The 10,865-nt window shown below is 68.7% G+C and carries 10 protein-coding genes; 3 read left to right on the top strand and 7 right to left on the bottom strand.

Annotated features, from left to right (window positions below; translation table 11 throughout):
* The first annotated feature begins 938 nt into the window (after positions 1 to 938).
* The 3 genes from ABB33_RS16770 (at position 939) to ABB33_RS16760 (ending at position 4,857) form a co-directional block, all read left to right on the top strand.
* Entirely contained in the window at positions 939 to 2,270 is a 1,332-nt protein-coding gene (locus ABB33_RS16770) for an EAL domain-containing protein (protein WP_056932837.1), read from the top strand.
* A 256-nt stretch (positions 2,271 to 2,526) separates the two neighbouring features.
* Positions 2,527 to 3,738 carry a hypothetical protein gene (locus ABB33_RS16765; RefSeq protein ID WP_211260894.1) on the top strand — a complete coding sequence of 404 codons (1,212 nt, stop codon included), beginning with the start codon at positions 2,527 to 2,529 and terminating at the stop codon, positions 3,736 to 3,738.
* Between the two features lie 558 nt (positions 3,739 to 4,296).
* Positions 4,297 to 4,857, top strand: coding sequence for a cytochrome b (locus ABB33_RS16760; protein ID WP_056932839.1), 561 nt, complete (start codon positions 4,297 to 4,299; stop codon positions 4,855 to 4,857).
* Between the two features lie 244 nt (positions 4,858 to 5,101).
* On the opposite strand, the gene ABB33_RS16755 is transcribed toward ABB33_RS16760, so the two are convergent.
* From ABB33_RS16755 to ABB33_RS16725, 7 genes are all read right to left on the bottom strand, one after another.
* The gene (locus ABB33_RS16755) at positions 5,102 to 5,698 is read right to left on the bottom strand and encodes an SCO family protein (protein ID WP_054668003.1); all 597 of its coding nucleotides are present in this window, start codon (positions 5,696 to 5,698) and stop codon (positions 5,102 to 5,104) included.
* Positions 5,695 to 6,462, bottom strand: coding sequence for a formylglycine-generating enzyme family protein (locus ABB33_RS16750; protein ID WP_056932836.1), 768 nt, complete (start codon positions 6,460 to 6,462; stop codon positions 5,695 to 5,697). Before ABB33_RS16750 ends, ABB33_RS16755 begins: the two co-directional genes overlap by 4 nt.
* Positions 6,463 to 6,476: 14 nt before the next feature.
* Positions 6,477 to 7,550 (bottom strand): copper-containing nitrite reductase, encoded by a 1,074-nt coding sequence (gene nirK, locus ABB33_RS16745; RefSeq protein WP_054667998.1) that lies wholly within the window; start codon positions 7,548 to 7,550, stop codon positions 6,477 to 6,479.
* 185 nt (positions 7,551 to 7,735) lie between these two features.
* On the bottom strand, positions 7,736 to 8,962 hold the full coding sequence (locus tag ABB33_RS16740; RefSeq protein WP_056932835.1) for a hypothetical protein: 1,227 nt from the start codon (positions 8,960 to 8,962) through the stop codon (positions 7,736 to 7,738).
* Positions 8,959 to 9,210, bottom strand: coding sequence for a DUF2249 domain-containing protein (locus ABB33_RS16735; RefSeq protein WP_182212675.1), 252 nt, complete (start codon positions 9,208 to 9,210; stop codon positions 8,959 to 8,961). The genes ABB33_RS16740 and ABB33_RS16735 overlap by 4 nt, the downstream gene beginning before the upstream one ends.
* Before the next feature lie 5 nt (positions 9,211 to 9,215).
* The gene (locus ABB33_RS16730; RefSeq protein ID WP_331252869.1) at positions 9,216 to 9,626 is read right to left on the bottom strand and encodes a SirB2 family protein; all 411 of its coding nucleotides are present in this window, start codon (positions 9,624 to 9,626) and stop codon (positions 9,216 to 9,218) included.
* The gene (locus ABB33_RS16725) at positions 9,623 to 10,849 is read right to left on the bottom strand and encodes an NnrS family protein (protein ID WP_056932833.1); all 1,227 of its coding nucleotides are present in this window, start codon (positions 10,847 to 10,849) and stop codon (positions 9,623 to 9,625) included. Before ABB33_RS16725 ends, ABB33_RS16730 begins: the two co-directional genes overlap by 4 nt.
* Positions 10,850 to 10,865 lie beyond the last annotated feature (16 nt).

Below are 10,865 nucleotides of genomic sequence, written 5' to 3'. Positions count from 1 at the left end.
CGTGCGCCAAGGCGCACGGCGACGCAGCGTCTACTCCGGTGGGGATGCTGTGCATCGCTGCAGCCAGCCTGGCCATCGAGCGCCTGCGGAAGACGCCGGCGGTCTTGAGCGTGCCCATGGGGGAGCGGCCATGCATCGGGGGAACGTGACGAAGCCATCACCGCTGGCGATACCGCCCGGTCGGTTGTTGGCGCCGGCTCGAGGCCGCGATGGAGAACTGTGCGGTGCGGATCGCAGATTGCCCGTGCCCGGCCACGCGCCGGACCAGGCATGGCTGCGGCCTGCGGCCCGTCTGCGGGGGCCGGTAGTGCGGTATGCCACAGCCGCAGCTGTCGGCAGCCTGGAGCCGGGAAGCGGCTCTTTGCGCGCATGGCCCCTACGCTGCTGTGAAGTGCCTGCAGGCGCGGCGTCCTGCGCGCGCCACGAGCGTCCGCCCCCTGTTGTCCGGCAACGCCCCGGCCCCCTCTTCCCGGGCGCGGCATTGCCAGCGTGCGATGGCTCCGGTGCCTGGCGCCGGACCCATCCAGCCCGCCGGAATCCACGTCGCGCCGGCACTGCTGATGCAGGACCGCGGAACGGTACCTGCATCGAAGTGCCAACAGCGATCTTTCCCGGCACAGCGATGGCCTGTCCGTCGCAAGAACGCTTCTTCGTATCCATCGCGGATCGCGATGCGGACCCTGCCCGGGCCGGGTCGACCATGAGAACCGTGGCGACCCGGCGCGCCGCATGCAGGCAGCACTTCGAACGTGGTTGGGCGTGGCTTTCGTAATGCCATTGCAGCGTGTCCTGGCCTGTCGCCGCGTGTCGCGTGGGGACATCCATCGAGCGGGAAAACAGACTGTCCGTTCGTGACGCGGACGTAAAATGGAAGGCGATTCCAGAAGGATTTGGTTGTGCTCCAGATACCATCGTCCCGCACCAGTTCACGTCGATCAATGCGGCAGGAAAGGACCAGGACCATCCTGTCCATTGCGGGGGGAACCTGCATCAGCCTGGGACTGGCGTGGACGTTCTGCTATCTCCACTTCGGCCGTGGCGACCTGTCGCTGGTGTTCGTTGGATTGATCGCAGTCGGGATATTCGCCCTCCATCGCGTTCCGCGCAGTGACACGACATCGCTGCTGATCGTCGCCAACGGCATATTCCTGGTGGTCTGCGTGATCTCGTTGATCGATGCCCCGGTCGCGTGGGTACCGCGCTCGGCCCACTTGTTCCTCCTGCCGCTTGCCGCCGGGGCGGCGTCCACGTTTGACGCGCGCGAAAGGTATGGCTCGCTCTTCTTCCCGCTGGCATGCCTGGGCATGTTCTCGGCATTCGCGATCGGGGCGCTCGACCCGCTTGCACCTGGCGTGTCTCCTCCGCTGGAAGTGCGCGCCTGGGGCGCCAGGCTCAACACGGCGTTCTCGATGGCACTGCTGGTGGTGGTCTTTGCCATCTATCGGAACGACATAGGCAGGCGGTTGCGCCTGGAGCGCGAACTTGCGCGTGCCGTCCGGAAAGGGGAGTTCGAAGTCCACTATCAGCCGCAGCTGCTCAGTAACGGTGCCATTACCGGCGCGGAAGCACTGGTACGCTGGCGTCATCCCTCCGGCACCCTGCTTGCACCCGATTCCTTCATCCCGGTGGCGGAGGACAGTGCCCTGATCTGTGACCTTGGGCTGGAAGTCCTGCGTCAGGGCTGCGAGACCTTGAATGACTGGTCGCGCGACCCGGCAACCCGCGGGTTGAAGCTGGCGGTGAATGTCAGCCCCATGCAACTGCTGGACGATGAGTTCCTGGCCGCGGGGGCCGCGCTCATACGCTCTTCCGGCATCAACTCCGGGCTGCTGGAACTCGAGCTGACCGAGTCGGCGCTGTCGGCGGATGCCATATTGGTGGCCAGCAGGATGACCGCGTTCGAAAAGATGGGCGTTACCTGGGCCCTGGACGATTTCGGGACTGGATATTCCTCCTTGTCCACGTTGCGCGCGCTGCCGGTCCGGAAGCTCAAGATCGACAGGCGATTCGTCGATGAAGCGGTCAAGCAGGAGGGCGCGCGGCGGCTGCTGGGCAAGATAGTCGAGATATCGCAGGTGATGGGCATGGATGCGCTGGCCGAGGGCGTGGAGACCACCGAGCAGCGTGACCTGCTGGTCAGTCTCGGCTGCACGCACTTCCAGGGCTATCTGTTTGCCCGCCCCATGCCGGGTTCCGCCTTCAGGCAGTGGCTGGTCGAACACCAGTCCCTGCATCGAACGGCGGGTGCGGAGTATGCGGCGGCGGAGTGACCCGGCAGCGCCGCACCGTCCATGGTCGCCGCGCGCGTGGAGCGCCGAGGTGCGCGTGAAAGCCGCCAGAGCGCATGTACCCAGCGGATCGGATGGTATGGCCGGCAGGCCTGCGCACGCACGGTGCGGCAGCGTCGCCAGGACACGGGGAGCCGCCCTGTTCCATCGGTCCAGACGGCAGCGCCATCAGGGGTGACTACAACCAATGGCACGGTTGGGTGACACGCCTGTCTCCTAGACTGCTGATGCTTGCAGAATGGAAGGACACGCCATGGGTCAATCACGATGGATATCCGCAGCGATGCTGTGCACGGCGTTCGTCGCTGCGGCCGCTGCCAACGACGCGAAAACGAAGGTCATCGTTCTCGGGGTCGATCATGCAGCCCAGCTTGTGGCCCCGGCCGACAGCCCGGCGCACCTGGCCGCGTTCCTCGCACGTGCCGATCCTGACGCGATCTGCATCGAGCGGTCTCCCGACGAGTTCGCCCGGAACAGCTATTACGAGTTCACCTATGAGGTGCAGGACGTGGCGGTCCCGTTCGCCAGGGAGCATGGGGTGGCGCTGTGCCCGGTTGACTGGCAGCCATCGGCGGAGGATGCCCGGCTCGGGTTCGACCTGGATCTGTCATCGATCCCCGAAATACGGCCGAGCTCCGGCTACCAGCAGTTCCTTTCCTTCCCACAGCCCGCTCAGCTGAAACGCACCCTGTTCCATGCCGACGACCCAGGCAACACGCAGCGGATCGCAGACTGGGCCGCCACGCCCGCGGCGAAGGCCGAGCACGACATGCCCCGGCGGATGTACCTGTACCGGACATTCCTGCAGGCCAGGCGCCTGGCGAGTGCGGCCAAGGCACGCCCCGGATCGACCGTGGTGCTCATCGTCGGTGAGTTCCACAAGCGCGACATAGAGAATGTCCTGTCCGCCGATGCGGGGATCGAGATCGTCCAGCCATCGACCGTTGGAAAGCCGACCGCGGACGAACTGGCGGCCGCGTCGCGGCGTGAGTTCCATGCCGCGATCGCCACGTTCAACCTGCTCGGTGTGCAGGCGGATACGGGGAACATGGACCATGCCTACGTGGCCAGCGCCCTGGAGTCACTGGCAGAGCATGGGCAGACGCAGGAGACGCGGTTGCTGGAGACGCGCTTTGCCCTCCTGGCCGGACGCATGAGTGCGCGCGAAGCGATAGAGGCGTATCAGCGGGTGGCGGACCAGGCGGGCGCCGAGGCCTTTACCTGGACAGGAGTCCAGGACCATACCCGGTTGGATTCCTACTTCGACCCGTTTGGAAACCTGACCGTTCGGCAACGTGCCCTGCTGGAGATCGCACGTGAGCGGGCCAGGCTGGGGATGCCGGACCAGGGCAAGACGATGAGACAGCTCGGCAGCGAACTCGGCGCGCGCAAGGCGATCCAGCTGGCTGCCTACTGGGATCGGCATATCGCTCAGCCGGCGCGGAACTGAGGCGAGGGCGTTCGACCCTGGTGCCCGTCACCCGCGTGTACGGCCAGCCTGCATGAGCAGGCCGGGGCGTGGGCCGCCGGCAACCGAGGGGCCGGGGATGCATCCCCGATGACGGGAATATCGCGGTGAACGGGCCGGCCGTGCCCGCGTCCACTGGTACCGGCGCGCCCCGACGGCACGATGCATGCGCCGGGCCAGCTGACCCTCGCGGTCGGGCGGCTGTCCACGTGCGTGGACGCGGCAGGCTGCATGCAGCGGCGGGCCGCCGCCGCCGTCCAGCGGGGCGGGCACGATGGGCGTATCGTGTCCGGGTAGATGCACGGTCGTGCGCGTGCAACCGGTGGCTGTCAGTGCCAGTGGCGTGCCGCGCGCTCGGCTGTGAGGGGGGCAACGGCGGGGACGGCCGCATGACCATGAAGGCGGTGTCCGGCGCGGATGGCCGGCATCGTGACGCATGCAGCACGGGGAGCGCCGGGCGTGGCGCCGGTCTGGCGCGTGGCGCCGCTTCCCGGGGCGATGGCCTTGGCAGAACCGCAACAGACACAGGAGCCGGAATCCATGAAACACGAAACCTACAACCGCTGGTCGATCGGGCTGCATTGGCTGATGCTGCTGCTGTTCGTGCTGGCGTATGCCTCCATCGAACTGCGCGGGATCTTCGAGAAGGGTACCGCGCAGCGCGAGCTGATGAAGAGCGCGCATTTCTCGATGGGCCTGGCGATCCTCGCGCTGGTGTGGGTGCGGATGATCGCGCGCATGCTGACCACCACGCCGCCCATCGTCCCGGCACCGCCGGCCTGGCAGCGCTGGGCGGCCACGGCGGTCCACCTGCTGCTGTATGTCTTCATGATCGCCCAGCCGCTGCTGGGCTGGCTGGTGCTGAGCGCTGCGGGCAAGCCGGTGCCGTTCTTCGGCCTGACCCTGCCGCCGCTGGTGGCGACGGATACCACGCTGGCCGGCACCCTCAAGGAACTGCACGAGACCCTCGGTAGCGTCGGCTACTGGCTGATCGGCATCCACGCGCTGGCTGCGCTGCTGCACCACTACGTGATGAAGGACAACACGCTGCGGCGGATGATGCCGTCCGCTGGGCGACACGCCGGCGCGCACCGCGCCTAGGCCGGCGATCCGGTTGGAGCGGCGGCCTGACCGGTCCCGCTCCACCGCTTGCCACCGGGCGCGGCCGCAACCCGGCTGTTCCCCCGGGCGGTCCTGCGGCAGGCGCATGCCGCGGACGACACCCGGTGCCGCCCGTTGCGCGGCAGGCCATGTCGGCTGCGGGGTGGTCGGTGTACCCCCGCAAGGGGAGAAATGCGCCGGCGCGGCACCGGCAGCATCGAAAAATGCGACGGGATGACGGGTGTCAGCGCCCGTCGAGTACGGCGCTGATGGCGGCCACCATTTCCGGGTCGGCGGCCACGCCCTGCACTTCGCTGCGCGCGCGTACGCGGCCTTCCGCGTCGAGCAGCACCAGCACGCTGGTGTGGTTGATGCTGCCGTCGTCGCGGAAGCGGTAGCGCACGTCCAGCAGGTTGGCGAGGGCGCGTACGTCGCCCTCGGCCGGGCGCAGGAAGCGCCACTCGTCGGGCGCGCGGTGGCGCTGCGCGATCTCGGCCAGCGCGGCGGGGGTGTCGCGTACCGGATCGAGGGTCAGCATGTCCACGTCCAGGCGCGTGCGCTGGTCTGCCGGCAGTTGTTTCTGCACCGCCTTGGCGCTCTCGATGATGAGTGGGCACATCAGGTGGCAGTTGCCGTAGAACATGGATACCAGTTGCGGACGGCCGCGCAGCGACGCCCACGGCACGGACGTCCCGTGCTGGTCGGTGAGCGTGACCTGCAGGTGGTACAGCGACTGGCCGGGCAGGCTGGCCGCCGGCGCAACCGGCGCGTCGGCGGCGTTGAGCACGGGCGACACGCCCAGCGCCAGGCCGAGCAGCAGGAATGCGATGGATCTGTTCATGGCTGGCTCCTTGCGCAGCGGAAACCGAGATTGCCCAGGGTGGCCCCGGGTTGAAGCGCCGACAGCAACACGAAGCGCTTGACCACGCCGTAGTCGGCCGGGTCGTTGAAAGCCATGGCGCTGGCGCCGCAATAGCGCAGCGCATCGCCATCGGCCTGGCCACGGCGGTCGCCGCCGGCCAGCAGCGAGGCGAAATCCTCGCTCCACTCCCAGTGCGCGCCGTGCAAGGCGTGGATGCCGTGGACGTTGGCCGGTGCGCCGGCGGCGGCATCGGGGGCGCGTGGGGTTCCGTCGTTGACCTGGCGCAGGCGCCAGGCGTGGTCGCCACGCGCATCAGCGCGGGTGGCATCGGCGGCCGCCGCGTACTCCCATTCCAGGAAAGTCGGCAGGCGCGCCTGGTCGGCACGGCAATAGGCGTCGGCCGCGTACCAGTTCACGTGGGTAACCGGCGCCTGTGGATCGAGCGCGTCGCCGGGCGCGTCCGGCTGGGCCCAATGGCCGAGGTAGCCGGGACTGGAAAACACCGCTGGAACCTGGTCGCGCCGCCACTGCGGGTTGCGCGCCAGGAATGCGGCGAACTGCGCGTTGCTGACCGGGCGCGCCATCAGCGAGAAGTCCGCCACGACGCGCGTGGCGGAGGTTTCCTCGAACCGCACGGAGGAACGGAACGGACCGCCGGGAACGTTGCGGTAGCCGTCATCGGCCTCCACGGCAGCGGCGGTGGCCGATGCCAGGAGCAACACCAGGAAGAACGTCCGTTCCATGTGCGTGGCCCTGCTTACTTGTGCTGGCTGCCCTGCGGCACGCCTTCCTTGTAGTCGATGTCGTGCTGCTGGCCGGTGTAGATCTCCGGGTTCTTCTCGCCCTCGACCTTGAGGATGCCCAGCGAGCCCTTGTGGAAGGTGCGGAAGATGCTGTGGTCGACCAGCACGAAGTTGCCGGGCACGTCGGCCTTGAACTCGACGATGGCCGAACCACCGGCCGGGACCAGCGTGGTCTGCACGTTCTCCTGGTACTTCGAGCCGCCCTCGGTGTAGACCTTGTCGAAGATCTCGCCGATGACGTGGAAGCTCGACACCAGGTTCGGGCCGCCGTTGCCGACGAAGATGCGGATCTTCTCGCCGGCCTTGGCGGTCAGCGCCTTGTCGCCCTGCAGCGAATCGACCGAACCATTGAACACCACGTAGGTCGGGTGTTCCTCGATCGCCTTCTCCAGGCTGAAGGGCTGCAGGCCCGGCTCGCCGTGCGCGCCTTCGGTGTAGAAGTCGCCCTGCACCACGTAGAACTCCTTGTCCACCGGCTCCATGCCTTCCTCCGGCTCGACCAGGATCAGGCCGTACATGCCGTTGGCGATGTGCATGCCCACCGGCGCCATCGCGCAGTGGTAGATGTACAGGCCCGGATTGAGCGCCTTGAAGGTGAACTGCGTCTCCTTGCCCGGCAGCGTGAACGTGGCCTCGGCGCCACCGCCCTGGCCGGTGACCGCATGCAGGTCGATGTTGTGCGAGAAATGCGAGCTGTGGTGGTTCTTCAGCTTGAACTCCACCGTATCGCCCTTGCGCACGCGGATGAAGCTGCCCGGCACCGTGCCGCCGAAGGTCCAGTAGTTGTAGGTCACGCCATCGGCCATGCGCATGTCCTTCTCGACCATTTCCAGGTCGACGACGACATGGGCCGGCGTCTTGCGGGTGATCGGTGGCGGTGCGAACGGCGGCGCGGTCAACACGGCCTGGATCGTTTCCAGCGGTGCTTCGGCGACGTCTTTCTTTGCTGCGAAGGCATTGCCGGCGAAGGCGGCGGCGATGGCGCCAGCGAGTGCGCAGGCGACGAATGGGTGGTGCAGGCGCTTCATGTTGTTACCCCGTGAATGGCCTCAGGCCGATGGGTCCATGTTCCCGGCGCGGACTGCCCCGCAGCGTTGATCCGGATCAATCCAGCCCCGCCGGAAAGCCGCGAAATCGGCCCAATCACACGCGACTTGACCAAGGTCAAAAGCCCGGCCGATCGCGCCTCCATGCAGTCCCGCCAACGCCGTGCTCAGGCCTGCCAGGTCGATGCCGAACGCCAGCAGCGCCACAGCGCATGGGCGGCGCCCAGCCATGCCAGCACCAGCAGGGCGCCGGACACGCGCGCCAGTCCCGGCAGCACGCAGGCCACGGCCAGCGACAGCGACGCGGCCGCATGCAGCCACCACACCCGTCGCTTGTGCCGCTCGTCGAACAGGCTGCCGACACCGGGTATGCGGGTACCACGCGGCATGCGCCGGCGCAGCTCGATCCAGGCGAGGAAACCGGTGATTTCCATCGCCATGCCCAGCACCAGTGCGGGAAAGCCCACCGCCACCACCAGCGTGCCGGCAAGCACGCCCCGGCCCGGCAGCCACATCGCCAATGCGCCGCAGCCGAGCGCCACGCCGCCCAGCGCCCAGAACCGCCGCAGCACGGTACCGCGGCGATGCGGCGCGCGCAGTTGCAGCACGATCACCGTGGCGGCGAACAGCAGCAACGGCAATGTGGCCAGGGTGCGCGCCCCTGCCGCGGGCAGCGTGGCGCCGAGGCCATCGGCCGCCGCAGCCAGCATCACCCCGGCAAGCAGCACCAGCCACGCCCACAGCCATGCCGGCGCGATGCAACGCACGCCCTGCAGCATCGGCATGACCATGCTGCCCACTGCGGCCAGCAGTCCCAGCACCCAGCCCAGCAGGCCGAATCCGGCATGTGCAGCGGTCAGTGGCCTGGCCGGAGCCAGCCACCCCAGCCGCATCGACAGCAGCGCGGCACCCAGCACGAGCGCCGCCAGCAGAGACGCCGCGGCCAGGCCGATGCCGATACGTACCGCGCGTGCACCGCTGCCGCGCACCACCGCGACCAGTACCGCGCCTGCTGAAAGTGCCAGCGTGCCCAGCAGCAGCGGCGCTGCGAGCATGCCGCACAGGATCGAATGCGTGGCGATCGCCGGCAGCAGCAACACCACGCCCAGGTTGAACGTGGCGTGCAGCGGTGCGACGCCGCGCGCCAGCGGCAGCGGACTGGCTGCGGCCACCGGCAGGAACTGCACCAGGCTGCCGAGCATCGCGTTGCCCAGCAGGCCCAGGGTGAACACATGCACCAGCGCGATGGTGGCCGGTGCATGCACGGACAGCAGCAGGGCGTCGCCCCCGGCCAGCAGCCAGGCGCCGGCCAGTGCGCCCCAGAGCAGCGAGGTGGCGAGGAAGCGCAGCGGGTACGACGGCGGCGGCGCCTGGGCGAATGCCAGGCTGCTCATGGTGCCGGCGGCGCGTCCAGAAGGTGTCGGTCGGCTGCGTGGCAGACCACCAGGCAGGCGCCGTCCGTTGTGGTATGCGCATCCCAGGCGAAGCCCATCTGCTCGAGCATCGGCAGCAGTGGCGCGGGATACATCGGCGTCAGCGCCACCAGCCGTTGCCCCGGAGGCAGTGTGTGCAGGCAGGTGATGATGCGCTCCATCGGCTGCGGAGCCGGCAGGCCGCGCAGGTCCAGGCGCGGTGCCGTCACCGTGTTCAACCGCCCAGCCACAGCAGCCAGCCCAGCGGGTGATGTGTCCGCGCGATGCCGTAGATCTGCAGGAAGCACAGTGCCGCCGCAGTCACCAGCACGGCGCGCGCGCGCGCGTTGCGTCCACGCCGGAACGCGGCCATGCCCAGCCCGACATAGGCCACCAGGAAGGCGAGCTTGGCCCACAGCCAGCCGTTGGCGAACAGGGCCGAAGGCAGCAGGGTCAGCAGCATCATCGCCGCGGTCAGCAGCACGGTGTCGATGGTGTAGCTCAGGTAGCGCACCGCGGCCAGCCGCGGCCAGCGCATGCCGGCCATCAGCGCCAGTGCGCGCAGCGCGAACAGGGTGCCGCTGCTCATCGCGGCGCTGATATGGACAAGCTTGATGTCCGGGTAGAAGACCAGCATCGCGCTCATCCGGGGCGCCCGTCCGCACGCGGTGCCAGGTAGATCCGGCCGATGCGCGTGACCCACGGCGCCAGTGCCAGCAGCCAGCCGAAGGCGGCCGCAGCCTGCCACGCCAGCGCGTCGGGCGCGATGTCGGCGACGATGCGCATCACCGCCACCACCTGCAGCAGGCCGAACGCGAACCATGCGACCTTCGGCATCACCAGCGGCCGCCCGGAGTGGCCCTGGGTCACCCGCGTCACCATCGCCACCAGCAGGCTGCCGAAGAAGCCGATGAACAGCGCATGCATCGGTGCGCGGCCGAGGATGAAATCGCCGCTCGCCAGGTACGTCACGCTCTGTACGACGTACAGCGCGAAGGTCACCGGCAGCCATGCGGTGCCGACGAACAGCACCGCCAGCAGGCCGGGCATGCGCCGCCGCGGCCACCAGCGCCATACCGCCCAGCCGGTCAGCAGCAGCAGCGGCGCATCGACCAGCCACAGCCAGGCATAGCCGTGCACCAGTTCCAGTCCAAGGTGTACCAGCAGCACCCATACCGCGCCCAGCCACGGCAGCGGCCGCCACGGCTGGTAGCCCGGCACGATGTTGCTGGCGAAGAACGGGAACATGCGGTGCGCCACGGTCACGTACACCGGCAGCAGCAGGCCCATGCCGCCGATCTTGATGCTGGCGAAGGCCCAGGCGGGCGAGGCGCCGAGCACGAAGGCGATGAACATCGCCAACCCCAGCCAGCCCAGCACCAGCCCGGCGAAGCATGAGCGCGCATGCCAGGTGCGGCCCTTCTCGTCGGCCAGCAGGCGGCCCAGGGTGAACAGCGCCGAGGTCCAGCCGGCCAGCGCCATCCACAGGCCCACGGTCAGCCCCGCATGCCATCCCGCCGCGCCGAGCAGGATGGCCAGCTGCCCGCCCATCAGGCCCAGGCCCACCGGCACATAGCGCCAGCGTTCCAGCTCGCGCAGGCCCATCCAGCGCGGGAACACGGTCAGCAGGAAGCCGAAGATGAAGCTGGGCAGCACCAGGTACTGCATCACGAAGGCATGCAGCCAGCCGGCGGGTATCGCCATCTCGGGCATCGTCCAGCCGCCCCAGCGCGCCGCCGCCAGCCACAATGCCCACCACGCCATCGCCAGCAGGACGTTGCCGGCGCCGACGAAGAACATCAGCCGGTGCGGTGCATGGCCGAGCCAGGCGGGAGACAGGCGGGGCGGCGGCGGGGCGTGGTTTTCCATGGGCGCAGCTTGCTAC

This window comes from Stenotrophomonas acidaminiphila, from assembly GCF_001431595.1.
Lineage (GTDB): Bacteria > Pseudomonadota > Gammaproteobacteria > Xanthomonadales > Xanthomonadaceae > Stenotrophomonas > Stenotrophomonas acidaminiphila.
This window is presented reverse-complemented; position numbering and strand designations above follow the sequence as displayed.